Genomic DNA, 24,085 nt, shown 5'->3' with positions numbered 1-24,085 from the left:
GGCATGGCTCGGCCAGGTCACCGGAGGATACCGGTGACCACCGCCGCCGCCCGCACGGCGCCAACCGAGTCACCCAGTCCCCGCACCGGTCGAGCGCACCTCACGAGTTGAGATGGACCCCGATCCGGACGAACGCCTGCACCAGCGGCACCGGCGGCACGGCGGGCGACATCACCTGAGAACCGAAGTGGACGACCACGAGATCCAGGCCCGGCGACACGAACAGCCGCTGGCCGTGGATGCCGCTGGCCATGTAGGAACCGTAGGAGTCGTTCAGGATCCACCACAGGTCGTGGTAGGAGAGCGTGGCCGGTGAGGCGGGGGGCGCGGCCGGGAAGCGGACCCGGCGGGGGTAGCCGTCGGGCACGCCGCTCGCGATCGTGCGGGCCACTTCCTCCGGAACCACCTGCCTGCTCCCCACCGCCCCGCCGCAACGCAGCAGCTCACCGAGCCGCGCCACATCGCGTGCCGTGGCACTGAAGCCTCCGCAGGCGGCTTCGACACCGTCGCCGTCCACGATGTAATAGGCGTCCTCCTGCGCGCCCATCCTGGCCCACAGGAGATCGCTGAGCAGGGCGGACGTGGTCAGGCCCGTGACCCGGCGGAGGACTTCGGCCAGCGTCTCCACGTTGCCGTTCTCGTAGCGGAACTCCTTTCCCGGGGCCCCGGTGGCGCGGGCCGTCAGCAGATGCTCGCGGATGGTCATGGGACCGCTGTAGCCGGATGGCCGCAGCTGAGGGGCGATCACCGCGTGATACCGCTGGGCCTCGATCGCCTTGTCGAAGGGGCGGCCCGCATAGCTCACCTGCGTGCCCATGTGCAGCAAGTCCTGCACCCGCGCGTCCCCGAAGGCCGTCCCGGCGAGTTCCGGCACGTAGGCGGAGGCCGTCGCCGTACGGTCCAGGGCCCCCCGATGGGCGAGCGTCGCCGTGACGAGCCCGAGGTAGGACTTGGCCGCCGAGGCGTTGAAGTGAGGGGTGTGCGCGTCGGCGCCGTGCGGATAACGCTCGTAGACGACCCGGCCCCGGTGCATCACGAGGAACGCGTCCGTCTGCGCCGCGACGAACAGGTCCGGGAGCTTGAGCGCGCCGGTCTCGGTGGTCACCACGTCGAGGGCGTCGAGATCGGCCTCGGCGACCGGCAGGGGGCGCGCGGGCTCCTGGCCCCGCCACACCCGTCGGCTGGGCGACAGTTCGCGCCCCTGCAGCATGAAGCGACGGATCCAGGCGGGGTCCGTGTAGCCGCGGGTCCACCGCAGATCACTCAGCGGGGCTGTCTCGGTCATGGCTCACTCCTGCTTCGGATCGGTTTTTTCCGAGGGCGGTGCTTTCGAGGCGTTGACCTCGCGGCCGTCCGGCGCCTAGGTTGCCAAATCACTTCGTCTGTTACAAGACAAGCTGTTCGAGAACGTACTTCTCTTCCATGCGCCGGAGCCCGCAGGAGTGCCCATGGCCAAGCAGCAACCCCGATCCTCCCCCCGCACGGATGCGGCGGGCCTTCCACCGGATGCGCGGACCGGCGGCCGACGCGCCTGGCTGATCACCGCGCTGATCGTGGCGTTCATGCTGGTCAACTACGCGGACAAGTCAGTCCTCGGTCTCGCGGCCGTGCCGATCATGGACGACCTGCACATCGGCAACAGCACCTACGGCCTTGTCTCCAGCTCCTTCGCCGTACTGTTCAGCCTCTCCGGCCTGGCCGTCGGATTCGTGTCGGCCCGGGTGTCGAGCCGGGTGCTCCTGGTCGCCATGGCCGCCCTGTGGGCGGTGGCGCAGTTGCCCGTGCTCTTCGTGGCGACGGCACCCGCGCTCGCGGCGGGCCGCATCCTGCTGGGTGCGGCCGAGGGGCCGGCCGCACCCATGTCCATGCACGCGCTGTACACGTGGTTCCCGGAGGGCCGGCGGGGCCTGCCGTCGGCGTTGCAGATCAGCGGCGCCGCGCTGGGCACGCTGATCGCCGCACCGGTCGTGACCTGGCTGATCACCGCGTTCGGCTGGCGTTCGGCCTTCGCCGCGCTCGCCGTGACGAGCGCGGTGTGGAGCCTGCTGTGGTGGCGGACGGGGCACGACGGGCCGTACGGCCACGAGCCCGCGCCCGGAGCCGCGTCCGACTCCGGGCCCGGACACCGGCTGCCGTACCGCGGGCTGCTGCTGAACGGCACCGTGCTGGGGAGCATCGCGGGAGCCTTCGGCGCCTCCTGGGCCCTGACCCTCAGCCAGGCGTGGCTGCCCGCCTACCTGCGCACACAGCTCGGCATGTCACCGGGCGGGGCGGCCACGCTCATCAGCGCTGTCTCGGCGTTCAGCTTCGTCCTGCTGCTGGCCGTGTCCCCGCTGGTCGACGCGCTGAACCGGCAGGGAGTGCGCAGCCGTTGGTCGTGCGGTGCGCCGCAGGGGATCGCGGTCGCCGTCGCCGCGCTGGCCATGGCGGCCCTGCCCTTCGCCGGGGCGCGGCCGCTGCTCCTGGCGCTGATCACGGTGGCGTTCGGCGCGCACGCCATCACCTTTCCGCTGCACTACATGACGACGGCCGCCGTGGTGCCGCCCCCGCAGCGGGGCGCCGTGTTCGGCATCGTCGCCGCCACCGGAACCCTGCCCGGCTTGGTCGCGCCGTACCTGACCGGACGTCTCCTGGACTCGGCGCCCACGCAAGGCGCCGGATACACCCGTGCTTTCCTGGTGTCGGCCGCGGTGATGATGGTGTGCGGTCTGGTCGCCCTGACCGTGATCCGGCCCGAGCGGGACGCACGCCGGTTGCTCCCGGCGGGCCGAACCGCTGCGGATCATCCGGCTCGAACCGCCGGGCAAGGTGCGGATCAGGCCGGCGGCTCGAAGCCGCTGGCCCAGTAGCGGCCGTGCAACGCCAGGTCGAGCAGCATGCGGACGACCTCCGCGGCCGGCAACGACGGCGTGTCCTGCTCGACCCACCAGCGCAGCACTGCGATCTGCTCGCCGACCCACACCCGGGCCAGCAGTTCGGGGTCGATGCGCGGTTGCACGGCGTTGCGTTCCGCGCGGGCGCGGAACTCCTCGGTCGTGGCCCGGGCGCAGGCGTCCACGAACATCTGCAGTGGCTTGCCGTCACCCTCGCCGCGCAGCACGATCCGGTACAGATCACGCTCCTCGCGCGCGTGCCGCAGCATCTCCAGGACCGGCTTGCCGGTGAACCCGACCGCGCTCTCGGCGACCGCGGGCGCCAGGCGCTCGGACAGCTCGGACAGCAGGTCGGCGGTCACGCGCGCGAACAGGTCCTCCTTGTCACGGAAGTGCGCGTAGAAGGTCGCGCGTGCCACGTCCGCGCGCTCGGTGATGTCCTCCACGGTCAGCGCCGTGAAGCCCCGCTCCAGCACCAGCTCCACCAGGGCCGTCCCCAGGGCCCGGCGTGAGCGTCTGGTCCGCCTGTCCTCCGCCATGCACCTCTCCTCATCGATCTTCACGCACGGCCGCGGTGACGCATGCGGGGCCAGTCTAGAGACTCTTGACACGACAGTCGGTTACTGAACAGAGTGTCTGCAACTGGTCGACATGTAAATCTACGAACGCCATCTACTGAGTAGGTCCTCATGAACCTCGGCAGCTACCTCTCGCGCAGCGCTCGCTACTGGCCCAAGGCCCCCGCCCTCGTCTGCGGGGACCGGGTCTGGAGCTTCACCGACCTGGACCGGGCGGCGAACCGCCTGGCCTCCGCCCTGGCCGCCCGGGGGCTGCGCCCCGGCGACGCCGTGGCCTCCCTCGCCTGGAACCGCGGCGAGCTGGTCGAGGTCGAATTCGCGCTGTACAAAGCCGGGTTGACGCGCGCACCGATCAACGCCCGGCTCGGCGCCGGGGAGATCGAGCACATCCTGCGCTACGCCCCCGTCCGCGTCCTCGTCCACGACGCCGCCCACCGCGAGGACGCCCTCGCGGCCATCGCCGCGGCGGGCACCGGATGCCTGCCGGTCTGCCTCGACGGCGCGCGGCCCGGCGAGGTCTCCTACGGCGATCTGCTGGCCGAGGGCGACGAGGCGCCGGTCCGTGTCGAGGTCGAGGAGGACGCCCCCTGTGTCCTGAACTTCACCTCGGGATCCACCGGGGCACTCAAGGCCGCCGTACAGACGGTCGGCAACCGCCTCGCCAACATGCGCAAGCTGCTGATGGCCGACGAGTCACGCCCCCGCCCCGGTACCCGTTACCTCGCCTGCGGGCCCATCACCCACGCCACCGGCATGGGCCTGCTCGCCGGGGTGTTCGGCGGTTCGACCACCTACGTCCTGCCGAGCTGGAGCCCGCGGAGCTTCCTGGAGACGGTCGAGAAGGAACGCATCACCGCGACGTTCCTGGTGCCGGCCATGCTGAACACGGTGCTCGCCCATCCCGGCGCCGCCGACCACGACCTGCGCTCGCTGACGAGTGTGCGCATCGGCGGCGCGCCCATCTCCCCGCAGCGCCTGCGGGACGCGGTGGAGTTCTTCGGCCCGGTCGTCGCCCAGGGCTACGGGCTGGGCGAGACCACCAGTGTCGTCGCGGGCCTGAGCAGCGCGGAGATCGCCCATGCCGTGCGGGAGGACCCGGAACTGCTCCAGTCGTGCGGCCGTGCGTCCTACGACACCGAGGTGCGCGTCGTCGACGAGACGGGCCGGGAACTGGGCCCTCGCGAGATCGGCGAGGTGATCGTGCGCGGCCCGGACTGCGTGCGGGAGTACTGGCAGGAGCCGGAGCTGTCCGCGCAGACCTTCCGCGACGGCTGGGTGCACACCGGAGACCTGGCCTGGATGCGGGAGGACGGCTACCTCTTCCTGGTGGACCGCAAGAAGGACATGATCATCTCGGGTGGATTCAACATCTACTGCACCGAGGTCGAGGCCGCCCTGTACGAGCACCCCGCCGTGCAGGAGGCCTGTGTGGTCGGCGTGCCCGACGAGCAGTGGGGCGAGGCCGTCAAGGCCGTCGTCGTCACCCACCCCGGCACGACAGTCACCGCCGACGAACTGATCACCTTCTGCGCCGGCCGGCTGGACCGCTTCAAGAAGCCGCGCTCGGTCGACTTCGTGCCCGAACTTCCCCACAACCGCAACGGCAAGCTCGACCGCAAAGCCGTACGCGAACCCTTCTGGGCGCACGCCACCCGCCGCGTCAACTGACCGCACCTGTTCGGAGCCCTGCCGTGACCTTCTCCCTCCGCCCCGCCTACGACGACCCGCGCACCGCCGAACTCGTCGACCGCCTGCGCGACTACCTCGACGGCGAACTCGCCGACCACGAAAACGCCCGCGGCCTGACCCACTCCAGCCGCCTCACCCGCGCCGACCTCGAACCGGTCTGGCGCCGCAGCCGCGAACTCGGCTTCTACGGCATCCACCTGCCCGTGGAGTACGGCGGCCAGAACCTCACCCACACCCAGCTTGCCGCCCTCAAGGAGGAGATCGGCGCCAGCGGGCGGGTCCTCGCCCACAGTGTGCTCGGTGACATGGGCGGCCCCCTTCGCGCGGGTGACATCCTCACACACGCCACCGAGTACCAGCTGGACACCTACCTGCTGCCGCTGATCCGCGGTGAGCGGGCCTGCTGCTTCTCCCTCACCGAGACCGACGCCGGCTCCGACGTCCGCTCCATGCGCACGGTCGCCGTACGCGACGCCGACGGCTACCGGCTGACCGGGCACAAGGTCTTCTCCTCCGCCGGCCCCTTCGCCGACTTCGCGATCGTCGTCGCCCGCATGGCCGGCACCGGCGAGCAGGAGGGTGACAAACCACGGTTCTCGGCATTCCTCGTCGACCTGGACAGCCCCGGCTGCCGTGTCGAGGACGGGGCGACCCCCATGTCGGGCGAACACATCGAGAGCGACATCGTCCTGGAGGACTGCCGCGTCCCCGCCGCCAACCTCCTCGGGGAAGAGGGCAAGGGCATGCGCATCGCGCTCGGCCGGGTCACCACCAACCGCCTCCTGCACTGCCCCACCGTCCTCGGCGCCACCCGCCGCGCCCTGGCCCTGACCCTCGACCGCGCCCGGAGCCGCCGAGCGGCGGGCGGCCAACCCCTCTTGATGCTCCAGGCCATCCAGCACAAGCTCGCCGACATGGCCACGGAGTTCTACGCCGCCCGCTCCATGACCTATGCCGCGCTGGCGGCCCTGGACGCGGGCCGCGACGCGCAGGCGGAAGCCTTCATGTGCAAACTGTTCGTTGCCGAGTCCGCCTTCCGCATCCTCGACGAGGCCGTGCAGATCCACGGCAAGGAAGGACTCACCCAGGGCAACGAGATCGAGTACCTCTTCCGCAAGATCCGCATGTTCCGCATCCTCACCGGCACGTCCGAGATCCAGCGCAACGGCATCGCCAAGCTCCTGGCCTTCAACCGCCATTGACGTCGAGGAAACCGTGGTCGCCCGCGCCCGCCTCGCGGCCCTCGGTCCGCGCCCTCTCCAAGGGAGTCGAGGTCACGGCGGGGGCGGGGGGAGAGCGCCGGATCGGCCTGCGCGGCTCCGCCCCCGTGGTGCCCGCCGAGCCGTACGCCGCGAAGCCGGGGCACCGCGTGCCTTCGGCCCGCCTGGTTCCCCGGTGATTGGCGGCGCCACCCCGGGGCACCCGCCGTCCATGGAGGACAGCCGGCCGACCCGTGCCTTCGTACTGGGCGGCGGCGGTGCCCTCGGCGCCTATGAGATCGGCATGCTGAAGGCACTGTTCGCCGCCGCCGTGCACCCGGACCTCGTCGTCGGCACCTCCGTCGGCGCGATCAACGGCGCCGCCGTCGCGGCCGACCCGTCACAGGATTCGGTGGCCCGGCTCGCCGACCTGTGGACCGGCCTCGGGCGGGCCGGGGTGTTCTCCGGATCGCTGCTCGGGCGGCTGGGCACGGCCGTACGCAGCGGCACCCACCTCTACCAGCCCACGCCGCTGCGCGAATTGCTCGCCTCGCACCTCCCGGTGAGTCGGATCGAGGATCTGGCCCTGCCGTACCAGTGCGCGGCGGCGAGCATCGAACGGGCCGCCGAGCACTGGTTCACCGCCGGCCCGCTGGTGGACGCCGTGCTCGCCTCGTGCGCGGTGCCCGGTCTGCTGCCGCCCGCCCGGCTCGACGGCGAGCACTTCGTCGACGGCGGCCTGGTCAACAGCATTCCCGTCGGTCGCGCGGTGGCCCTCGGCGCGACCGAGGTCTACGTCCTTCAGGTCGGCCGCGTCGAGCGGGCCCTCTCGCCGCCGCGGGCTCCCTGGCAGGTGGCGCTGGTGGCGTTCGAGATCGCTCGCAGGCACCGGTTCGCCCGCGACATGGCGGACCTGCCGCCCGGCGTCACGGTCCGCGTGCTGCCGTCGGGCTCGGGCCCCGACGAGGGCACCGCCGGCCTGCGGCAGTTGCGGTACCGCACCTTCGGCCGGACCGCCGAGCGCATCGAGCGCGCCTACGCGGCCTCCTCCCGGTACCTGGAGACAGTGCTCAGCACGCCCGACGGCGCGCCATGAGCGGTATGCGGCCGCGCCGTCGTCTCCCGGCGCGGACGGCCGGCGCGGCGGTCACCGGACTGCGCCGTACGACCACCATCGCGCTGCTGCTCGCCCTCGTGCCCGTGATGACCGCGGTCCTCGTCGCCGCGAGCGTGCTGTGCGCGCCGTTCTCGCTCGCCTCACACGGCGCCTGGCGGCCGGTGCGGATCGCCGCCTTCGCTCTGCTGTACCTCCTGGTGGACGCGGCGGCGCTGGTGGCCGCCGCCGGTCTGTGGGCGAGACGGCTGCCCGGCGGGCGGGAGCGCGCGGAGCGGCGCCGCGTGGCCGCCGAGGACGCGTACGCCGCCCTGGAGCGGCTGCTGCGGCTGCTGCGGCGCGCGGGCACCCGGGTCTTCGGGCTCCGGTTGGAGGTGACGCCCCCGTTGCTGCCGGGCGCCACCCGGCACCCCGCGCCCCTCCTGGTCTTCGTGCGGCACGCGGGCGTCGGCGACTCCTTCCTCCTGCTGCAGACCCTGCTCAGCCAGGCCGGGCTGCGGCCGCACACCGTGCTGAAGCGGGCCCTGCGCGCCGACCCCGCGCTCGACGTCCTCATCGGACGGGTCCCCCACTGCTTTCTGCCACCCCTCGACGGCCGGGCCGAGGACGAGATAGGGAAGCTGGCGGCCGGGCTCGGCCCGGGCGACGCGCTCGTGCTCTTCCCGGAGGGCGGCAACTTCACACGGCGCCGCCACCGGCGCGCCATCGCCTCCCTGCGCCGCCGGGGACTGCCGCGCCGGGCCTCCCGCGCGGCACGCATGCACCATGTCCTGCCACCCCGGGACGGCGGAGCCCTCGCCGCGATCGCCGCCGCGCCGACGGCCGACGTGGTCTTCGTCGCACACACGGGACTCGACGTCCTCCACTCGGCACGCACCGTCTGGAGCCGGCTGCCGCTGCGTGACGCCGTGCGGGCACGCTGGTGGCGCGTACCCGCGAGCCGGATCCCGCGAGGCGAGGACGCCCGCAGCAGGTGGCTGCTCGCGCAGTGGGCCCGCGTGGACCGCTGGATCGCCGACCACGCGGACCCGGAGGCGACGCACGCGTGACCGCCCGCCTGTCGGGCGCGGCGCGAACGGCTTCCGCGGCGCCCCGGGGCGAGCCCTCGGCAGCCCGCACCGGCCGCCGCCGGCGAGCCGGGCGGTGCCCCCGGGGACGGGCGTCGTCGAGGAGGGGAGCGGACCGGTGAGAGGATTCTGGGTGTGATGACAAGTACCAGTGACATCGAGAAGGCGGCCGGTCTGCTGCGCGCCGGCGGCCTGGTGGCCCTCCCGACCGAAACCGTCTACGGACTGGGCGCCAACGCCGAAGATCCTGCTGCCGTCTCGCGCATCTTCCAGGTCAAGGGGCGTCCGCCCTCCCACCCGCTGATCGTCCACATCGGCGGCGCGCAGCACCTGGACGACTGGGTGCGGGACGTGCCCGCGACGGCGCGCCTGCTGGCCGAGCACTTCTGGCCTGGGCCGCTCACACTGGTCCTGCGGCGCGGTCGGCGGGTGCCCCTGGAGGCCACGGGGGGCCTGGAGACGGTGGCCGTGCGCGTACCCGACCACCCCGTCGCCCTCGCGTTGCTGTCGGCCTTCGGCGGCGGTGTCACCGCCCCGTCCGCCAATCGCTTCGGCTCGGTGAGCCCCACCACCGCCGACCACGTCCGGGCGGAGCTCGGGGACGCCGTCGACTTCGTCCTGGACGGCGGTCCCTGCGGGGTCGGCGTCGAGTCGACCATCGTCGACGTCACCGGGGAGACCCCGGCCATCCTCCGGCCCGGCGGAGTGACCCGCGAGGACCTCGAAGCGGTGCTGGGGCATCCGGTCGAGGTCCCGTCCACGAGCCATGTCCGGGTGCCGGGTCAGCACCCGTCGCACTACGCGCCGTCCGCGCGCGTCGTCCTGGTCGAGCCCGAGAAGGTCGCCGTCGAGGCGAGGCTCGCGCAGGAGCAGGGGCACCGGGTCGGCGTCCTGCTGCCCCCCTCCCTCGCCGACACCCCGGTGAAGGCGCACGCCGTGGTGGATGTCCCGGCGTCCCTGGCCGACTACGCGCGCGAGCTGTACGGCTTCCTGCGCGAACTCGACCGGCAGGGATGCGACCTCATCGTCGCCTCCCTGCCGGCGGAGGAGGGGCTGGGCTTGGCGATCGCCAACCGGCTGCGCCGCGCCGCGGGGCCCCGTCCCACCGCGTGACCGGCACCGACGGGCCCCTCGTGTCACCGGACGCGGATTGATCCGCTCCTTCGCGCACACGGCCCTCGTGCGGCCGCTGCTCGTGCCTTCGAGGGCCGACCGCGGCGGCTGACGCCGAGGGCCGCGCCGCGGCGGTCAGGACGCCGTGGGGACAGCCGCGTCGAGGCCGTGAGCGGCGACGAGGTGGGCATTGCCGTCGGCCAGGCCGTAGCGCAGGCCCACCACGGCGGTCTGGCCGGCGGCGACCTTGTCGGCGAGGACCCGGGAGCGGTCCAGCAGCAGGTCGGCGCTGAGCTTTATGTGCTCGGCGAGGATCTCCTCCGGCTCGACCCGTCCGGCGGCCCGGGCGGCCAGCACGCTGGGGGTCACCCGCTCGACGACGTCCCGGACGTACCCGGCCGGCGTCACGCCGTCCTCCAGCGCGGCGCACGCCGCGCCGACCGCGCCGCACGAGTCGTGCCCGAGGATCACGACCAGCGGGCAGCCGAGCACCTCCACGCCGAACTCGATGCTGCCCAGCACCTCCGGGCCCATGACGTGGCCGGCGGTGCGCACCACGAACAGGTCACCCAGACCTCGGTCGAAGATGATCTCGGCGGCCAGCCGGGAGTCGGAACACCCGAACAGTACGGCGAACGGCTGCTGGGACGGTGCGGTCTCGGCGCGGCGGGCGGCGTCCTGGTTCGGGTGCTCTGGGGTGCCTGCGACGAAGCGCTGGTTACCGGCCAGCAGCAGGTCGAAGGCGTCGCGGGGCGTCGGGGTCTGGATCTCGTTCATGGCGGCAGCCTACGAGGCGGCAGCCGCCGCCGCACCGCCTGGTCTCCTTCTTCCCGCCCGGGACCGCCGGCGGCACGGTGTCCGACGGAGACCGGCGATGTCGCACGCGGCTTTGCCCAGGTGCACGCGGAGCGGGGGCTTTTTCGGCTGTGGCGGCGTCGATGACGGCCTGGGCGGCGTTCCCGTCGATCGTCGGCGGCTGCGGCCGAGCCGCGCTGTCACCGCAACTCCGGGCCCCTTGAAAGACGTTGGCAATATCCCGTCGAAACCTGTCACCAGCGCCGCTGGGCGATCACGGCGGCAGCCGGTTGACTTCGGGTCGTTCATGGAATTCGGTCCCGAAGGAACATCGATGCACACCCAGACCCGGCTCCGCCACGGGGTTGTGACCAGGCACGGGCATCCCCCGCACCACGTGCGGATCGCGGCTCATGCCGAGCTGATCTCCCTGGTCGTCATGCTGGCCAACCTGTTCACCGTCCACCTCAAGCCCGTCTCCTCGCTGATGGGCCCCACCCACGGCTGCGCCTACCTGTTCGTCGTGATCGCGACCTGGCGTCTGGAGGAGGCGACGACCGCCGCCAAGCTGCTGGCCGTCGTCCCGGGAGCCGGTGGGCTGCTCGCACTGCGACGGCTCGACACCGCCGGTCCGGGCCGGGCCCAGCCGAAGGAAGTCATTCCGTCATGATCTACGTCTCGCCGATCATCGTCGGCATCGCCTACTGCCTGCTGATGTCCCTGATCAAAGAGCCGCACCGGCGCCGCTTCAACGCGATCATGCTGGCGGGGGCCGGGGCCGCCTATCTGAGCGGGGGCGGCTTCGGCCCCTGGGAGGTGCCGTTCACCGCGCTCATGGCCTACGTCGCCTACCGAGGTCTGGACTCCTGGACCTTCATCGGCATCGGCTGGCTGCTGCACACCGCCTGGGACGTGGCCCACTGGCTCAAGGGCCAGCCGATTCTGCACTTCGCGCACAACTCGTCCATGGGCTGCGCCATCTGCGACCCCGTGATCGCCCTGTGGTGTTTGCGCGGAGGGCCTTCGCTGATCGCGCTCGTCCGCCGAGGGGCCGGGACCGGCCGGACGGCAGACCACGATCGCGTCTCTGCCCCCTCCTGACTTGGCGTCAGCCCGCGGACGAAGACGATCGGCTCCGCGTGCTCGCTCGTGTGGAGGTTGCGGGGGTGCGGACCTCCGTCGGCGGCGGACCGGGTGGGCCGAGCGGGGGCGCGCCGGTTCCGAGGCTGACGACGGCCACCGCTGCGAGACCGGCGGCCAGCCCGAGGGCGGTCTGCACGCCGAAGGGCTCACCGAACGCGAGGGCGCCCCACAGGGCAGTGACCGGGGCCATGAGGAACATGAGGGTGTTGACCTGAGTGATGCCCCTCCGGCGCAGGATCAGCCAGTACAGCCCGTACCCGCCGAAGGTGGGCAGTACGACGAGCCAGGCGGTCGCCGCCCAGAACGAGAAGGAGGCCGGCGGGGCAGCCACACCCCTGGCGACCGCCAGCCCGGAGAAGAGGACGGCGCTGGTCACACAGTGGATCGTCAGTGCCGCCCGGGGTGCGACCGGTACGCGCGAACGGCCCTCCAGAAAGGTGGCCGCCACCAGCGACAGCATCCCGAGGAAGGGGATGAGGTACGCCCACCAGGCGACCGCGGAGCCCGCCGCCGCGTCGGCGGAGGTGACCGTGGCGACCCCGGCCAGCCCCAGCCACAACCCGGCCCACTGCCGGCGTGAGACGTACTGACGCAGCAGGGGCCCGGCCAGCGCACCGGCGACGAGCGGCTGGACGCCGTCGATCAGAGCGGTGGTACCGGTGGAGACGCCGAGCTGGATGGCGTGGTAGACGCTGAGCAGGTACCCGCTCTGCGACAACGCGCCGACGGTGATCTGCCGACCGATGTCACGCGGCCCCAACCCTCGCCACGCCGCCCGTGAGAAGGGCGCGACCGCGACGAGAACCAGCGCGAGCGGCAGGAAACGCCACATCAGGAGCGTGGTCACGGTCGACGTGCCCGCGCCGAGCTTTGCTCCGATGAAGCCGGAGCTCCAGCACAGGACGAAGGCAACCGACAACAGGGCGTTCACTCGACCACATCCCGCGGACACTCGTGATGGCACGGACGACGGACCTCCGGCGGGTGCCCACTATACAGATCGGTATACTCACGGACCATGGAGTCCGAGGCGGCACCGCACCGCATCCGCATGACGCCCGGCGCGCAACGCGTAGTGGAGGCCGCCGAGCGGCTGTTCTACGAGCGCGGCATCCACGCCGTGGGCGTGGACCTCATCGCCGCCGAGGCGGGAGTGACGAAGAAGACGCTGTACGACCGGTTCGGTTCGAAGGAGCAGCTCGTCGTGGAGTACCTGGCCCGACGCGACGAACGCTGGCGCGAACTGCTCGGCTCCCACCTGGAGGCGGCCGAGGGGCAGTCGCCGGTGGCCCCGGTCCTGGCCGTGTTCCAGGCCGCGCGCGTATGGGCGGGGGAGTACGGCTCCCGGGGGTGCAGCATGATCAACGCGCATGTGGAGATCGGGGATCCGACGCATCCGGCGTACCCGGTCATCACGGGCCAGAAGCAGTGGATGCTCGACCTGTTCACCCGCCTTGCGGGAGACGTCGACTCGGCGAACGCGGACCGGCTGGCTCAAGCGCTGATGCTGCTGCACGAGGGAGCAGTGGTCGCCCACGGGCTGGGCGTCTTCCCCGACCCGTTCGGCCAGGCCCTCGACCGGGCCCGCGAGCTGCTGGGCCACGCGGCCGGCGCGGGCCCGGACACACCGTCGCGGTAAACCCACGTACCGGAGCACGGTGTGCGCGGACCGCGCTTGCGCCGACCAGTGTGAGGCCGCCGCTCAGGACGCGGTGACGCGCCTCGGTGGGGGCCAGGTCAACGTGTCTCTGTCCCACCGGAGTTCAGCTGCTGCCGGGTGGCGGGCAGGACCGTCCGGATCGCCCGGTAGTTGGAGGCGTGGGCGACGGCCATCCCCTGGCCCAGCATCGGGCAGACGTTCATCGCCTCTTCCCAGTGAGCGGCGGACTCCCATTCCGCCACGTTGACGAGGGGGAACCTGCTCCCCGGAACGGTCGTGCGGAACATGTACGTCCGGATGAAACCGGGCTGAGTCGCCATCAGCTCTGCGGCGTTCTGCCAAGCATCGAGATAGGAACCTTCTCTCTCCGCGTCGATCTCGATCGGAATGATGACGACATGGCGATCTTCCATCTGCCGCCTCCAATTGTCTGCAAGGGGGATCGCGCCTCCTGAAGCACCGGGAACCGCGACCTGGTCTGTCATGCGCTCCGGGTGTCGGCTCTCCGTGGTGAGCCGGCGCCTTCTGCACGCAGCCTGCGCGCACATGCCCGTGAGTAGCAATCGACCTTGCGGAACTGGCAAACGAAATCCGCCTGCCCTGTCCCCGGGGGGAGCTGTTCGCGATGTACGCCGACGCGGGGGTCGTCGGCGACCGCACCCCAGTTCTTCCTGGCCGGGGAAGGGGAACCTCAGTGCCGGGGCTGGACCGCTCCCGGGCGGTGGTGATGGCTCCCACCACCAGGCCTGTCGGGGCGGCCGAGTACCGTCGGCTCCGGTGGAAGCGGGGCATCCAGCCAGGGTTCAGCTCACGCGGTGAGCGACGTGCCGCACGATGCGGAGAGGGCAGGATTCGAACCTGCGTGGACCCCCGAAAGGATCCGACCTCGAGGCGTGCTCGCCGGTCCCCGATCAACCACTCCGGGCACCTCTCCCTGCTCCCAACCTCGTTGGTATCCGAGGTCGTTCACATGAAAGAGACTGGCATGGGCCCCTGACACGGGACTGACACGGCGAAGACCTGGGCGAGGGCGTCGGCAGGAACCCGGCGATCCTGGTCCCGTCCCCCCACCGGTCCTCGTTGCGCCGGTGGTCACCTTATGCGGCGTGCGCGCGCCGTTCAGACGCCTCCGTGGCCGCCGGCCGGGACGGGGACTCGCCGGCTTCGCCGGGGATCAGCTTCAGGTGGCGGCGCTCACGTGTGTGCCGGGGACTGGAGGACGCCGTCGGCAGCCAATCCTCGACCCGGTCCATCACCACCAGCAACAGGCCAAGCGCCGGCAGGAGCAGTACCGCTGTCACGATCACGATGTCGTGTCCCTTCCTCCAGGGCGGTACCGTCCGGGTGCCCACCCCGCGCGGTCTCAACGCGGCCAGGCGAAGGCGTGGCGGAGGTCGGAGCGAGAAGTCGGCCGCCATGCCGGCTTGAGCGTGTGCCGCGCGGTTACCCGCCCGGTATGGCGAATCTCCATCTTCCAGGGCGAAGGGACCACCACAGCGGTGAGCGGGCGCCGGCCTTCCGGGCGCCGTCACCGCAGGAGGCGGGGCCGGGCCCGCAAGTTGAGCAGTCGGCACCGGATGCGCCCACGGAGCTGCCGAAACGGGCCTGGCGTGCCGTGCTCAAGGGCACTCTGAAGGAGTTCAAGGACGATGAGCTGACCGACCGGGCGGCGGCGCTCACCTACTACGGCGTGCTGTCCTTGTTCCCGGCCCTGCTGGTGCTGGTCTCCTTGCTGGGCATCACCGGCAGGTCGACGACCGACAAGGTGCTGGCCAACCTCGACCAGCTGGCGCCCGGCTCGGCGCGGGACATCGTCACCCGGGCCGTGGAACAGCTCCAGGGCAACGCAGGCACCGGATCGGTGATGGCACTGGTGGGCCTCGTGGTGGCAGTGTGGTCGGCATCGGGGTATGTGGCCGCCTTCATCCGCGCCGCGAACGCCGTCTACGACATCCCCGAAGGCCGTCCGGTGTGGAAGATCCTGCCGGTGCGCCTCGGCGTCACGGTCGTGCTGATGGTGCTTGCCGTGGCCAGCGCGTTGATCGTCGTCTTCACCGGCACCCTGGCCGGCAAAGCCGGGCAGGCACTCGGGATCGGCGACACGGCGCTGACGGTGTGGTCGATCGCGAAATGGCCGGTCCTCCTCCTGCTGGTCACGGCGATGATCGCACTCTTGTACTGGGCGAGCCCCAACGCGAAGGTGAAAGGGTTCCGCTGGGTGACACCGGGCAGTTTCCTCGCGCTGGTGATCTGGATGGCCGCCTCCGCCGGATTCGCCGTGTACGTCGCCGACTTCGCGTCCTACAGCAAGACGTACGGCACGATGGCCGGCGTCATCGTCTTCCTCGTCTGGCTGTGGATCACCAACCTCGCCGTACTGCTGGGTCTGGAATTCGACGCCGAGACCGTGCGCCAGCGCGCCGTCGCCGGCGGGCACCCACCCGAGGCCGAGCCCTACACCCAGCCGCGCGACACCAGGACGTGGGACGAGGAGGATGTCCGCCGGCTGGATGACGCCTGATCAGGACGGCGCCGTTCCTCCCCGCAGCTGATAAGCGGGGAGGAACGGCGCCGTGAGCGGACAGCTTCGGCCGGGTCCGGGCCGCTGCCGGGCGGCGGAGGAGCGGCGGCCCCGCCGGCCGGCGGGCGGGCTTGTCAGGCGGAGGGCGCGGGTTGCAGGCGCATGTCGGCGGGGCCGGTTCCCGGGGTGTTGGTGCAGGCGTAACGCCCGGGGGCCCGGTCCAGTTGGAGACCGAGGCAGGTGCCCAGAGCACGCTGGCCGTAGTAGTTGGGGTGCAGCGACTCCTGGAGCTGGCCCTGTCCGAGGCCGCTGGCCACGAAGCGGACCCATTCGCTGGTGCGGCCGGAGGGCTGCCGGCCGGGACCGGCCTGGACGGTGGAGGTGGAGCAGACCTGCCGGCCGTCGAAAGCGCCGGACAGGTCGAGGAACTCCGCACCGGCCGTGCGGGCGGCCGCGGCGAGGGTGGAGCTGATCTCGGGAACGAGTTCGTCGTGGGCCCAGGTGAGGTCCTTGTCGAAGAAGGGGCAGCCGCCCTGCGTCAGACGGTCGTACCTCTCTCCCGGGTAGCGGATCCGCGCGCCGTCCGGCAGGGGGGGGACGGGTAGGACTGAAGGATCAGGCGGTAGCTGCCCTTCGGGTGGCCCGCCCGGTCCATGGCGGTGGTGATGTCGCCCAGCGCCTTGACGGCAGCCGTACGCATCGCGGGCAGCCGGTCCCGCACCCGGGGCCCTTCGGACGGAGCACAGGGGGTCGCGCCGATCGGCGCGAGGAAGCTTTTCGCGCACGAGGTGATGACGCTCTCGAAGCCGAGGTCGTTGCCCCCGACGGAGACGACGACCGCGCGCACGGCGTGGCCGGTGACGGCGTCCTGGAGCTGCTTCGCCTGGGACGATTCCGTCTTGAAGGGGCTCCCGCCGTGCTCGGGCAGCAGAATCGCCGTGGAGGTGGCGCCCGAGCAGGCGAGGTTGAGGCGACGGTTCGGGCCGGGCGCGGAGTCGACTTCGGCGCTGTCGGAACGGTTGCAGCCGTCGTCGTAGGAAGTGCCGTACACCCGATGCGGATCGCTCGTGTTCGTCGCGGTGTCGAAGGCACGATCGGTATGCGCGTGACCGTCGGCGCTGGTGTTGCTGTTGCCCGCCCAGCGGCCCGCCTCACCCGAGATGAAACTGTTTCCCAGCGACACCACCCACGGTGTCTCGACCCCGCTCCGCACCGGTGCGGCACCGGCCGGCGCGATGCGTGGACGACAGCACGGCTGCCGCGGTGACGGCGCCCGTGTGGGCATGCGGTCGGAGCCGGCAGGTGGCGCGAGCTGCCGCCGGCGGGTCCTACGCATGCGTGGACGACGCCTGCCGCGGGAGGCGTCGGACGAAGTCCATCAGCAAGGTGCAGAACACCGCAGGCCGTTCCAGCGGCGCGAGATGTCCGGCGCCGGGGATGACGGCGATCCGGCCCGCACCGAGGTCGCGCGCCAGGCCCTCGCCGCCCTCGTGGAAGTCGGGCATGTCGTGCTCACCGACGCCGACCAGAGCGGGTACGCCCCTGAGCGTGCGCAGCGCCACCGGGCCCGTGCCGAGGGGGTCCGCCGCCTGCGGCGGTTCGCCGTGGTCGAGCTGTTCGGTCAGCCGGCGGCGGAGCATGCGGGCGCAGTGTGCGCGCACCTCCTCGGTGGCCCCGGCCGAAGTCCACGCCTCGACGCCGGCCTTCACCGCGGCGTTCATGTCGCCAGCGGCCAGCGCCGCCCGTTCGGCCTCCCATGCGGCGTTCAGACGTGGGGAGGCGGGCTGGTCATGGGGCCGGTACCCCACCAGTACCAGGCCCTCCACCCGCTCGGGTGCCGTGACGGCGGCCTGGAGTGCCACCAGGGCGCCCAGTGAGTTCCCGGCGAGCACGAAGCGGTCGGCCCCCAAGTGGTCCAGAGTGTCGAGTACGTCCGACCAGGGGGCCACCTCGCGGTGGGCGGGAGCGATGGCGTCGCCGTGGCCGGGCAGGTCCGGGGCGATGGCCCGCACACCTGCCTCGGCGAGCAGCGGGAGGTGGGCGTCCCACATGGTGCGGTCGGTGGGCCGAGCGTGCAGCAGGACGACGGGCCGTCCCCGGCCTGCCTCGGTGGAGGGAAGCAGCATGGCTTGAGGTGCCTTCTTCGAAGAGTGGGTGGGGGAGGGCCGGCCGGCGCGGAGGGCAGCGGCCCGCCCCGCGGGGCGGGTCATGCGGCGTCAGTGAGTACGCCGGGCTCCGTGTCGGTCAGGCGCAGCGTCGCCGCGGCAGGTCCTCCTCCGGGTGCGCGACCTTGGAGGTGTCTGGAAGAGGCAGTACGACCTCGGAGCGGGCGAGCGGCCAGGCCGGCGCCACCTGGGACGGCCGGGCACCGTGTGCGGTCGCGATCCGGTCGACCGGCCCGCCGGGGTGGGTGAGCCGGCCCGCGGACAACGGCGCCCGGGGGACGAAGCCGAAGCCGTGGCGGGTGCAGCGGCCCGTGATGTCGGCGGAGAAGGTGCCGGCGGTGTCGGGCAGGGCGTCGGTCACGGCCGGGCGTCTTCTTCCTCTGCGGGGGTGTCCTGGACGGTGGGGACCGAGCCCTGCTCGGCCAGCCGGCGGAGCAGGACCAGGGCATCGGCACTGGCGCTGCCCGGTTCCGCGCTGTAGACGGACAGGTGCTGGCCCGGTGCGCTGGTGACGGCCAGCGCCTCGAAGTGCAGCCGCACCTCACCCACGCGGGAGTGCCGGAAGCGCTTGTCCTCCTGCGTGCGGGGACGGACCTCGTAGCGTGCCCACAGGCTGGTGAAGGCGGGGCTGCGCACGCTGAGTTCGCCGACCGTTCGCTCGATCCGCTCGTCCTCGGGGAACTGCGAGGAGGACGCCCGCAGGTTGCCCACCGCGGTGTGCGCCGCCTTGTCCCAGTCGACGTAGAACTCCCGTGCGAGCGGGTCGAGGAAGATCATTCGCAGCAGGTTGTCGTACCGGACGAACCCGCGGTACAGCTCGCGCGCCATCGCATTCGCGGCCAGCACGTCCTGCGCCGCGCCGACCACGAAGGCCGGCACGTCACGCATGCCCTCCATCAGCCGCACCAGCTCCGGGGCGACGGTAGGTGTCGCGGCCGCCGCGGCGAAGACGGGCAAGCCGAGCCGGAACAGGTGACCCGCCGCGGCACCGTCCAGTCGCAGTGCCGCAGCGATCGCCCGGAGCACCTGCTCGGACGGGTTCCGTTCACGACCCTGCTCCAGGTGGATGTAGTAGTCCGTGCTCACCCCGGCCAGCAGCGCCACCTCGTCCCGGCGCAGCCCCGGCACTCGTCGGTTCCCACCGTCGAGCAGTCCGACCTCCCGCGGCGTGAGCACCGCGCGGCGAGCACGCAGGTACTCACCGAGCTCGTTGTCGCTTTCCATGTCCGTCACGCTAGTTCCACAACATGGGGCGGGGCGTGGGTGCAGTGCACCTACCCGGGAGTGCGGCTACCCGTGGTCCCGCCCGGAAGCCGCCTGCCGGCCGTGCCCCCGACCTCACGGGCCGGAACGCCTGGGCTTGTCCGCCCGAGCAGGTGACCATCTCCTGACTTGCTCGTTGGGTCGGGGCATCGGGCATCGGGCATGGGGCGAGGGGTTCACGGTGTGACCGGCACGCGCCGACACCGCGCAGGGGACGCCGGCGGCGTGTCATCTGGGGGTCAGGGGCCGGGCGGGACAGCGCGGTTCAGGGGTTCCAGGTCGTCGTAGAGGGCGGCGTGGAGTGCGGCGGCGAGTTCGCGGGCGCGTTCCTCGTCCTGCACGCCGTGCATCATGAAGTAGACGGGTCCCGTGTAGGCGCCGAAATCGACCTCATGGCTGTCGACCAGCCGGAGGATCGCGGCCCGGATGGCATCGTTGACGGCGTCGGAGACCCTGCGGCCGGAGCCGGCGGTGAGGGTATCCGCCTTCACGGTCCAGTGTGGCCCTTCCGCTTCGATGGCGACGAATACGGCGTTCTGCGCCATGGCATTGCGGTAGGCGTCGTGGAAGGCGTTGGTACCGGTGGCATCCGGGACGAGGTGAGCGGGGCAGGGAACCGGTAGTGGCTGCACCTGTGCATTCTGCCAAGGGGAGCCGCCCCCCACGGGCTCGCAACGCGAGGGCGGACCGCGGCCTTCGCGGACCCCTGGAGGTCTTTGACGCCACACCGTGGGCGGTGAGTACTCGTCAGGACGCTGTGGATCATGTGTTCCAGGGTGGGCTGGGCCGCTCCGGTCGGCGTGTTCCCCGCACTTACCGCCGCGCCGTACCTTCCGCCCGACCGAACGTTCCGAAGTCGTTGATCCGCAAGCCCCGGGTGGCTTCGAAAGTTTCGAGTGCATGGCCGCTCGCCGGTCTGCGAGGTACGCACCTCTTGTGTCCGCCCCGGTAGATCACCTCAGATGGGCCGCTGGAACTGGCCGGTGACCAGGTAAAACGTACTCGCAGTTGAATTTTTCCGAGCAGAAAGCTTTCGAAACTTCTACCGAAACTGTTGACACCCGTCGGCCGCCGTCCAAACTGTTCGCCAGGCCGGTGCCCGCCACCGGTCGGTCCGGGCCGCACGCTGACCCGGGCCTTCGGTCGCGGCTCCCCCGACGGCCAAATGTGTCATGCCCATGCCCGATCCGGCCGTCCTCGGCCGGTGACGGTCCGAGGGCCTGGCGCACCGCAGGCCCTCCACACCCGCACAGGGAGGAAACACCCCCATGAGTACGCTGACCCACGAGAGGCGCCGCAGACGCGGCCTCGTGGCCGCCATCCTCGGACTCGTCCTCACGGCGGCGGCGGCCCTGGCCGCCTTCGCGTCGCCCGGCCCGGCCCAGGCGGCCACGACCATCACCTCGAACAGCACCGGCACCAACAACGGCTACTTCTACTCGTTCTGGGAGCAGTCCAGCGGCGCCACCATGACCCTGGGATCGGGCAGCAACTACAGCCTGACCTGGAACTCGGGCGCGCAGAACGTCGTCGCCGGCACCGGCTGGAACCCGGGCAACAGCAACACCGTCTCGTACTCGGGCACGTGGAACTGCAACGGCAACTGCTACCTGTCGCTGTACGGCTGGACCACCAACCCGCTGATCGAGTGGTACATCGTCGACAACTACGGCAGCTACAACCCGAGTTCGGGCGCGACCAGGCTGGGCTCGGTCAGCAGCGACGGCAGCACGTACGACCTGTACAAGACGACCCGTGTCAACGCGCCGTCCATCGAGGGCACCGCGACGTTCGACCAGTACTGGGCGGTCCGTCAGGCGAAGCGCACCGGCGGCACCATCACCGTGTCGAACATCTTCAACGCCTGGAAGAACCTCGGCCTGAACCTCGGCACCCCGAACTACGAGATCCTGGCCACCGAGGGCTACCAGAGCAGCGGCAGCTCCAACATCACCGTCACCAGCGGCGGCAGCAGCGGTGGTGGTGGCGGTACCACCCCGCCCCCCAGCGGCGGTGGCGGTGGCAGTGGCAGCTGCACCGCGACGCTCTCGGCCGGCCAGCAGTGGAGCGACCGCTACAACCTGAACGTCTCGGTCACCGGCTCCAACAACTGGAAGGTGACGGTCAACGTCCCGACGCCGGAGAAGATCAGCTCCACCTGGAACGTCAACGCCAGCTATCCGAGCAGTCAGGTCCTCGAGGCCACACCCAACGGGAGCGGGAACAACTGGGGGATGACGATCATGACGAACGGCAGCTGGACATGGCCCACCGTGTCCTGTGCGGTCACATCCTGATCAGCGTCCCCTGAGCACCACTCGTCGAGCACCACGTCGCGGCGCGGCGGCCCTCGGGCCTCCGCGCCGCTTCGTGCGGCCGGTGTTCGGAGACCTCGCGGTCCGCTCCTGCCCTCGGGCGCCTGTGGCGCGGGCGCCGCGGGAGCGGGCTCGGGCAGAGGTGCGCCGGTGGCCTTCCCGACCTTCCGTTCGGTCGCCGCCGTCGTTTCCAGGGCCTGCTCATGGCGTCCGCGGTCGGCGAGCCAGCGCGGCGATTCGGGCAGGCAGCGGGGGATGAGCAGGCACAGCGCTCCGGGAATCGCCGCGAGGCCGAACATCCAGCGCCAGCCGAGCAGCGGCACCAGCCAGGAGGCGAGCAGGGCGCCCGCGGTCAGACCCGCCGGGAAGACCAGCTCGTACAGGAGGACGAAGCGGCCCCGCTGGTGGGTATGGGTGATCTCGGCGACGAAGGTGGCCGCGACCGGCACCTCGCCGCCGATGGCCAGGCCCTGGTCGAAACGGGCGGCCATGAACGGCGCGGGTGAAGTGCACACGGTGAGCGCCAGGTTGCACAGACTCGACAGGGCGATGCAGGCCGCGATGACCTTCACCCGGCCGAGGCGGTCGGCCAGGCGGTCCGACAGCAGCGCCCCGGCGAGCATGCCCACCGAGCCGACGGTCATCAGCGCGGTGGTCCGCTCGGTGCCCAGCTGCCATTCGGCCCGTAGCTGGGGGAGCGCGTAGGCGATGAGCAGCTGGTCGACGGCCTCGAAGAAGGTCACGGCACCGATGACGAGGCGGACGGTGACGTGCCAACGGCACGGAGGCAGGCGTTCGAAGCGGGCGCCGATGGCGGCGCCGTGCTGCGCATGCTCACCTGCGGCTTTCTCCTGAACGCGGGGGAGCGACGCGTACATCGGCTCGCGTACTCGTGCGCGCAGACCACGGCCTGAGTGCCTGCGCACAGGAGCAGCGGGGGCGCGGCCGTCGGCCGGCGACATGCCGTGACGGTGTTGGTGGATCCTGGGTTTGTTGCGGGAGCCCCGTCAGTCGTGTTTGGCTCGCCGGATGAACTTTCTGCTGACGGCGGGTGGCCTGCGTAACGAGACGCTGCGGGATGCGCTGCGGGACATGCTCGGCAGGCCGTTCGGAGCGGCGAATGTCGTGTACGTTCCCACGGCATCAGTCGCCGAGCCCGGGGACCACGGGTGGTTCCTCGCGGACATGAACCGGCTCCACGCCCTGGGATGGCGGGAGTTCGACGTCCTGGAGCTGAATGGCCTGCCCCGGCAGATGGTGCGCGACCGGCTGCTCCACGCCGACGTCATCTATGTCGGCGGCGGCAGCCACTACCACCTCGCGCGCAGCATCACCGGCAACGGCCTGGCCGACGGCTTCCTGGAGGCGCTGGAGAGTCGGGTCTATGTGGGGTTCAGCGCCGGCTCAATGATCTTCAGTCGTCATCTCACCGAACACTCTGCCGACGTCATCGGGGACACCAAGGACCTTCACGTGCTCGGCGCGACGACGGTGGAGCCGCCGTTCGGCCTCTTCGACTGGTATCTCAAGCCTCACCTGTACTCACCGGATTTCCCGGAGCGCGACGACGCCTGGGCCGATCGGATCACTGAGCGGGCGGACTTCCCGATCTACTTCATCGACGACGAGACGGCCGTTCGCGTCAGGGACGGCGAGGTGGATGTCGTTTCCGAAGGCCGGTGGCGGTTCCATCCGTGACTCGACCCCCGCGGCGGGCGCCCAGAAGAGGGCGGTGTGGCGCCCTGGGGTGCGCTGACGAAGCACGCTGTCTTTCTCGTCGGGGATCGACGGTTGACATCACTGCGGACGGACCACCGCGGTCGGCGGATCACCCGCCGAAACGGGTTTATGCGCGGGCCGGCTCGGCGTGGGCTTTGAGGAGTCCTTCGACGCCGTGCAGGAAGGTCTCGCACACGAGTTCCGGGTCGAAGAGGCAGCCCTCGGCCATGGCGCCGTCGCGCAGCATCACGAAGTGGCGGGCGGCGGATTCCGCGGACTGCTCCCGGACCTCGGCCAGGAGTGCGGTGACGGTGTCGAGGAACCACTGGCGGTGCGCCAGGACGGCCTGGTGCACCGGGTGTTCGGGGTCGGGGTACTCGGCGACGGCGTTGAGGAAGGCGCACCCGCGGAAGCCGGCGGACCGGATGTGCTGGGCGATGGAGGCGCTGATGGCCCGGATGGCGTCGGCGGCCGGGAGTCCGGCGGCCACGGCTGCCTCGGCCTGGCCGCGGATGGCGAGGTCCGCCTCGTTCAGGTAGGCGACGACGAGGCTTTCCTTGCTCGGGAAGTGGCGGTAGAAGGTGGCCCGTGTCACCTGAGCCTCCGCGACGAGGCGGTCGACGCCGACGGAGTGGATCCCCTCCGCGTAGAACACCTGGCCGGCCGTCTTGAGGAGCCGGGACCGCGCTTCGGACGGCCGTCCTTCGGTTTCGCTGCGCACCATGAGCGCCATGTTAGCAGGGAGAACGTTCGGTCTTGACAGGGTGCGGTGACCCCTGTCACGCTCATGAAGCAGAACGTTCGGTCTCGCAGAAAGGTCGGCGCGGGAAGCCCTGACCTTCCTTCTTCTTCGTATGCCATCCGAAAGGAT

At 71.3% G+C, this 24,085-nt stretch carries 25 protein-coding genes and 1 pseudogene; 12 read left to right on the top strand and 14 right to left on the bottom strand.

Annotated elements, in window-relative coordinates; genetic code table 11:
• Window positions 1–100: 100 nt before the first annotated feature.
• Window positions 101–1,285, bottom strand: a complete 1,185-nt coding sequence (locus ACSP97_RS00835) for a serine hydrolase domain-containing protein (RefSeq protein WP_435642318.1) — start codon at window positions 1,283–1,285, stop codon at window positions 101–103.
• A 163-nt stretch (window positions 1,286–1,448) separates the two neighbouring features.
• On the opposite strand from ACSP97_RS00835, the gene ACSP97_RS00830 reads away from it, so the two are divergent.
• Entirely contained in the window at window positions 1,449–2,849 is a 1,401-nt protein-coding gene (locus tag ACSP97_RS00830; protein WP_440556067.1) for an MFS transporter, read from the top strand.
• On the opposite strand, the gene ACSP97_RS00825 is transcribed toward ACSP97_RS00830, so the two are convergent.
• Window positions 2,816–3,412, bottom strand: coding sequence for a TetR/AcrR family transcriptional regulator (locus ACSP97_RS00825; RefSeq protein ID WP_435642316.1), 597 nt, complete (start codon window positions 3,410–3,412; stop codon window positions 2,816–2,818). The genes ACSP97_RS00830 and ACSP97_RS00825 overlap by 34 nt on opposite strands.
• 150 nt (window positions 3,413–3,562) lie before the next feature.
• On the opposite strand from ACSP97_RS00825, the gene ACSP97_RS00820 reads away from it, so the two are divergent.
• From ACSP97_RS00820 to ACSP97_RS00800, 5 genes are all read left to right on the top strand, one after another.
• Window positions 3,563–5,119, top strand: coding sequence for a class I adenylate-forming enzyme family protein (locus tag ACSP97_RS00820; RefSeq protein ID WP_440556066.1), 1,557 nt, complete (start codon window positions 3,563–3,565; stop codon window positions 5,117–5,119).
• Window positions 5,120–5,142: 23 nt separating this feature from the next.
• Window positions 5,143–6,342 (top strand): acyl-CoA dehydrogenase family protein, encoded by a 1,200-nt coding sequence (locus ACSP97_RS00815; RefSeq protein WP_435642314.1) that lies wholly within the window; start codon window positions 5,143–5,145, stop codon window positions 6,340–6,342.
• A 229-nt stretch (window positions 6,343–6,571) separates the two neighbouring features.
• Window positions 6,572–7,435: a patatin-like phospholipase family protein gene (locus ACSP97_RS00810; RefSeq protein ID WP_440556065.1), complete on the top strand. Its 864-nt coding sequence runs from the start codon at window positions 6,572–6,574 to the stop codon at window positions 7,433–7,435.
• Window positions 7,432–8,502, top strand: coding sequence for a hypothetical protein (locus tag ACSP97_RS00805; protein ID WP_440556064.1), 1,071 nt, complete (start codon window positions 7,432–7,434; stop codon window positions 8,500–8,502). The genes ACSP97_RS00810 and ACSP97_RS00805 overlap by 4 nt, the downstream gene beginning before the upstream one ends.
• 156 nt (window positions 8,503–8,658) lie before the next feature.
• Window positions 8,659–9,633, top strand: coding sequence for an L-threonylcarbamoyladenylate synthase (locus ACSP97_RS00800; RefSeq protein ID WP_440556063.1), 975 nt, complete (start codon window positions 8,659–8,661; stop codon window positions 9,631–9,633).
• A gap of 135 nt (window positions 9,634–9,768) precedes the next feature.
• Here the strand turns inward: ACSP97_RS00800 and ACSP97_RS00795 are convergent, their stop codons facing one another.
• Window positions 9,769–10,410, bottom strand: coding sequence for a carbonic anhydrase (locus ACSP97_RS00795; protein ID WP_355147503.1), 642 nt, complete (start codon window positions 10,408–10,410; stop codon window positions 9,769–9,771).
• Between the two features lie 352 nt (window positions 10,411–10,762).
• On the opposite strand from ACSP97_RS00795, the gene ACSP97_RS00790 reads away from it, so the two are divergent.
• Window positions 10,763–11,098 carry a DUF3817 domain-containing protein gene (locus tag ACSP97_RS00790; RefSeq protein WP_355147505.1) on the top strand — a complete coding sequence of 112 codons (336 nt, stop codon included), beginning with the start codon at window positions 10,763–10,765 and terminating at the stop codon, window positions 11,096–11,098.
• Window positions 11,095–11,529: a DUF6010 family protein gene (locus tag ACSP97_RS00785; protein WP_358275532.1), complete on the top strand. Its 435-nt coding sequence runs from the start codon at window positions 11,095–11,097 to the stop codon at window positions 11,527–11,529. The genes ACSP97_RS00790 and ACSP97_RS00785 overlap by 4 nt, the downstream gene beginning before the upstream one ends.
• Before the next feature lie 7 nt (window positions 11,530–11,536).
• Here the strand turns inward: ACSP97_RS00785 and ACSP97_RS00780 are convergent, their stop codons facing one another.
• On the bottom strand, window positions 11,537–12,502 hold the full coding sequence (locus tag ACSP97_RS00780; protein ID WP_440556062.1) for a DMT family transporter: 966 nt from the start codon (window positions 12,500–12,502) through the stop codon (window positions 11,537–11,539).
• Window positions 12,503–12,589: 87 nt separating this feature from the next.
• Here ACSP97_RS00780 and ACSP97_RS00775 point away from each other — a divergent pair, with 87 nt between their 5' ends.
• On the top strand, window positions 12,590–13,210 hold the full coding sequence (locus ACSP97_RS00775) for a TetR/AcrR family transcriptional regulator (RefSeq protein ID WP_440556061.1): 621 nt from the start codon (window positions 12,590–12,592) through the stop codon (window positions 13,208–13,210).
• A gap of 98 nt (window positions 13,211–13,308) precedes the next feature.
• Here ACSP97_RS00775 and ACSP97_RS00770 read toward each other — a convergent pair whose 3' ends face one another.
• Complete coding sequence (locus ACSP97_RS00770; protein ID WP_355327866.1) at window positions 13,309–13,716, bottom strand: antibiotic biosynthesis monooxygenase family protein; 408 nt, start codon at window positions 13,714–13,716, stop codon at window positions 13,309–13,311.
• Between the two features lie 352 nt (window positions 13,717–14,068).
• Window positions 14,069–14,165, bottom strand: a pseudogene (locus tag ACSP97_RS00765).
• A gap of 522 nt (window positions 14,166–14,687) precedes the next feature.
• On the opposite strand from ACSP97_RS00765, the gene ACSP97_RS00760 reads away from it, so the two are divergent.
• A complete protein-coding gene (locus tag ACSP97_RS00760; RefSeq protein ID WP_355526211.1) occupies window positions 14,688–15,752 on the top strand; it encodes a YihY/virulence factor BrkB family protein in 1,065 nt (354 codons plus the stop codon).
• 134 nt (window positions 15,753–15,886) lie between these two features.
• Here the strand turns inward: ACSP97_RS00760 and ACSP97_RS00755 are convergent, their stop codons facing one another.
• The 6 genes from ACSP97_RS00755 to ACSP97_RS00730 all read right to left on the bottom strand — a co-directional run bounded on the left by ACSP97_RS00755 (window position 15,887) and on the right by ACSP97_RS00730 (window position 19,725).
• Window positions 15,887–16,069, bottom strand: coding sequence for a hypothetical protein (locus ACSP97_RS00755; RefSeq protein ID WP_440556060.1), 183 nt, complete (start codon window positions 16,067–16,069; stop codon window positions 15,887–15,889).
• A 221-nt stretch (window positions 16,070–16,290) separates the two neighbouring features.
• Entirely contained in the window at window positions 16,291–16,938 is a 648-nt protein-coding gene (locus ACSP97_RS00750; RefSeq protein WP_440556059.1) for a hypothetical protein, read from the bottom strand.
• Window positions 16,939–17,080: 142 nt separating this feature from the next.
• Entirely contained in the window at window positions 17,081–17,878 is a 798-nt protein-coding gene (locus tag ACSP97_RS00745) for an alpha/beta fold hydrolase (RefSeq protein ID WP_355155768.1), read from the bottom strand.
• Between the two features lie 118 nt (window positions 17,879–17,996).
• Complete coding sequence (locus tag ACSP97_RS00740; RefSeq protein WP_440556058.1) at window positions 17,997–18,278, bottom strand: hypothetical protein; 282 nt, start codon at window positions 18,276–18,278, stop codon at window positions 17,997–17,999.
• Window positions 18,275–19,141, bottom strand: a complete 867-nt coding sequence (locus tag ACSP97_RS00735; protein ID WP_358275542.1) for a helix-turn-helix domain-containing protein — start codon at window positions 19,139–19,141, stop codon at window positions 18,275–18,277. The genes ACSP97_RS00740 and ACSP97_RS00735 overlap by 4 nt, the downstream gene beginning before the upstream one ends.
• Before the next feature lie 278 nt (window positions 19,142–19,419).
• On the bottom strand, window positions 19,420–19,725 hold the full coding sequence (locus ACSP97_RS00730) for a hypothetical protein (RefSeq protein WP_440556057.1): 306 nt from the start codon (window positions 19,723–19,725) through the stop codon (window positions 19,420–19,422).
• Window positions 19,726–20,448: 723 nt separating this feature from the next.
• Between ACSP97_RS00730 and ACSP97_RS00725 the strand changes: the two genes are divergently transcribed.
• Window positions 20,449–21,477, top strand: a complete 1,029-nt coding sequence (locus ACSP97_RS00725; protein ID WP_440556056.1) for a glycoside hydrolase family 11 protein — start codon at window positions 20,449–20,451, stop codon at window positions 21,475–21,477.
• Here ACSP97_RS00725 and ACSP97_RS00720 read toward each other — a convergent pair.
• Window positions 21,369–22,238, bottom strand: coding sequence for an MFS transporter (locus ACSP97_RS00720; protein WP_440556055.1), 870 nt, complete (start codon window positions 22,236–22,238; stop codon window positions 21,369–21,371). The two genes, ACSP97_RS00725 and ACSP97_RS00720, sit on opposite strands and share 109 nt — an antisense overlap.
• Window positions 22,239–22,524: 286 nt before the next feature.
• Between ACSP97_RS00720 and ACSP97_RS00715 the strand changes: the two genes are divergently transcribed.
• Window positions 22,525–23,193, top strand: coding sequence for a Type 1 glutamine amidotransferase-like domain-containing protein (locus ACSP97_RS00715; protein ID WP_355155756.1), 669 nt, complete (start codon window positions 22,525–22,527; stop codon window positions 23,191–23,193).
• 148 nt (window positions 23,194–23,341) lie between these two features.
• Here ACSP97_RS00715 and ACSP97_RS00710 read toward each other — a convergent pair whose 3' ends face one another.
• Window positions 23,342–23,938: a TetR/AcrR family transcriptional regulator gene (locus ACSP97_RS00710; RefSeq protein ID WP_355526194.1), complete on the bottom strand. Its 597-nt coding sequence runs from the start codon at window positions 23,936–23,938 to the stop codon at window positions 23,342–23,344.
• Window positions 23,939–24,085 lie beyond the last annotated feature (147 nt).

The organism is Streptomyces sp. SCPE 10 (assembly GCF_051980735.1).
GTDB classification, from domain to species: domain Bacteria; phylum Actinomycetota; class Actinomycetes; order Streptomycetales; family Streptomycetaceae; genus Streptomyces; species Streptomyces misionensis.
Note: the sequence above shows the minus strand (reverse complement) of the source record. Positions and strands in the feature narration are given on the sequence as shown.

Excerpts from the sequence above, each read along its gene's own strand:
- ACSP97_RS00760 (WP_355526211.1), top strand. The coding sequence starts at position 14,688 with ATGGCGAATCTCCATCTTCCAGGGCGAAGGGACCACCACAGCGGTGAG.
- ACSP97_RS00710 (WP_355526194.1), bottom strand. The coding sequence starts at position 23,938 with ATGGTGCGCAGCGAAACCGAAGGACGGCCGTCCGAAGCGCGGTCCCGG.
- ACSP97_RS00805 (WP_440556064.1), top strand. The coding sequence starts at position 7,432 with ATGAGCGGTATGCGGCCGCGCCGTCGTCTCCCGGCGCGGACGGCCGGC.
- ACSP97_RS00810 (WP_440556065.1), top strand. The coding sequence starts at position 6,572 with ATGGAGGACAGCCGGCCGACCCGTGCCTTCGTACTGGGCGGCGGCGGT.
- ACSP97_RS00735 (WP_358275542.1), bottom strand. The coding sequence starts at position 19,141 with ATGGAAAGCGACAACGAGCTCGGTGAGTACCTGCGTGCTCGCCGCGCG.
- ACSP97_RS00715 (WP_355155756.1), top strand. The coding sequence starts at position 22,525 with ATGAACTTTCTGCTGACGGCGGGTGGCCTGCGTAACGAGACGCTGCGG.
- ACSP97_RS00730 (WP_440556057.1), bottom strand. The coding sequence starts at position 19,725 with ATGGCGCAGAACGCCGTATTCGTCGCCATCGAAGCGGAAGGGCCACAC.
- ACSP97_RS00770 (WP_355327866.1), bottom strand. The coding sequence starts at position 13,716 with ATGACAGACCAGGTCGCGGTTCCCGGTGCTTCAGGAGGCGCGATCCCC.
- ACSP97_RS00825 (WP_435642316.1), bottom strand. The coding sequence starts at position 3,412 with ATGGCGGAGGACAGGCGGACCAGACGCTCACGCCGGGCCCTGGGGACG.
- ACSP97_RS00795 (WP_355147503.1), bottom strand. The coding sequence starts at position 10,410 with ATGAACGAGATCCAGACCCCGACGCCCCGCGACGCCTTCGACCTGCTG.
- ACSP97_RS00830 (WP_440556067.1), top strand. The coding sequence starts at position 1,449 with ATGGCCAAGCAGCAACCCCGATCCTCCCCCCGCACGGATGCGGCGGGC.
- ACSP97_RS00785 (WP_358275532.1), top strand. The coding sequence starts at position 11,095 with ATGATCTACGTCTCGCCGATCATCGTCGGCATCGCCTACTGCCTGCTG.
- ACSP97_RS00800 (WP_440556063.1), top strand. The coding sequence starts at position 8,659 with ATGACAAGTACCAGTGACATCGAGAAGGCGGCCGGTCTGCTGCGCGCC.
- ACSP97_RS00790 (WP_355147505.1), top strand. The coding sequence starts at position 10,763 with ATGCACACCCAGACCCGGCTCCGCCACGGGGTTGTGACCAGGCACGGG.
- ACSP97_RS00820 (WP_440556066.1), top strand. The coding sequence starts at position 3,563 with ATGAACCTCGGCAGCTACCTCTCGCGCAGCGCTCGCTACTGGCCCAAG.
- ACSP97_RS00745 (WP_355155768.1), bottom strand. The coding sequence starts at position 17,878 with ATGCTGCTTCCCTCCACCGAGGCAGGCCGGGGACGGCCCGTCGTCCTG.
- ACSP97_RS00725 (WP_440556056.1), top strand. The coding sequence starts at position 20,449 with ATGAGTACGCTGACCCACGAGAGGCGCCGCAGACGCGGCCTCGTGGCC.
- ACSP97_RS00775 (WP_440556061.1), top strand. The coding sequence starts at position 12,590 with ATGGAGTCCGAGGCGGCACCGCACCGCATCCGCATGACGCCCGGCGCG.
- ACSP97_RS00835 (WP_435642318.1), bottom strand. The coding sequence starts at position 1,285 with ATGACCGAGACAGCCCCGCTGAGTGATCTGCGGTGGACCCGCGGCTAC.